Annotated in this window: 1 pseudogene; it reads right to left on the bottom strand. The window is 55.7% G+C overall.

From position 1 onward, the window contains the following. Positions 1–874, bottom strand: a pseudogene (locus tag DWZ60_RS16985) (AAA family ATPase); the annotation flags it as partial.

Here is an 874-nt window from a genome sequence, read left to right as displayed (position 1 = left end):
TCGGCAAGGCGGCGGAACATGGGGCGCACTTCGTTTGCCCGGTTCATGTCGGTTTTTTCGCCCATGTACGCCTGTATGGGGTCAAGGATAATCAGCCGCGCCCCGTTCTGCGTGATTGCCTTTTCTATGCGCTCATCGGACAGGGTAAGCTCCCGCTTGGCTTCATCAATCACAAGCACCCGGTCAAGGTCGGCTTCTGCTTCCATCAAGCGGGGCTTGACGGTATCGCCCAACCCGTCCTCGGCGGTCTGGTAAATCACTTGGAATGGCGGCAAGGATTTCATTCCCGGCAGCGTTCCCCCGGTGGTGCAGGCGGCGGCAAGGCGTAGGGCAAAAGTGGTCTTACCTTCGCCGGGATTGCCTTGCACAATGGTTACTTTCCCAAAGGGATATACGGCTCCCATAGCCATTCAACGGTCTGTGTATCAACCTCGCTCATGCGGATAATCTCAACGGTTTCTTCCTGTGGCGGTTCTTTCAAGCCGTAAATCGCTTCCCGGATATACTTCCCGTCCGCGATTTCTGCCCGGTGCTGCAATACCTCGTTCCAGTCCTTGTAAAGCGGCACAAGGCGGTGAACGGTCAAGCCCTCCGGCACAAGCTCCGCAAGGCGGCTGCAAGCGCCGCTTCCGGCTTGGTCGCTGTCAAGGCAGAGGTAAACGGTCTTGATGTTCAGACGGTCAGAAAGGAAACGCAAAAGGGCTTTTTCCCCCACGCCGCCCAACGCCAGATAGCTTTGCTTTTGCCAGTCTTTTTTGAACAGACAGAGGAAAGATAAGAGGTCTATCGGGGCTTCAAAGACAAACAATCTTTCGCCCTCGCCCCGGTAGCAGAAGTTAAAGGCTTTGTCGCTGCCTTTCACATCAAGCCGGAA

The organism is Blautia sp. AF34-10, assembly GCF_003477865.1.
GTDB lineage: Bacteria > Bacillota > Clostridia > Lachnospirales > Lachnospiraceae > Fusicatenibacter > Fusicatenibacter saccharivorans.
Note: the sequence above shows the minus strand (reverse complement) of the source record. Positions and strands in the feature narration are given on the sequence as shown.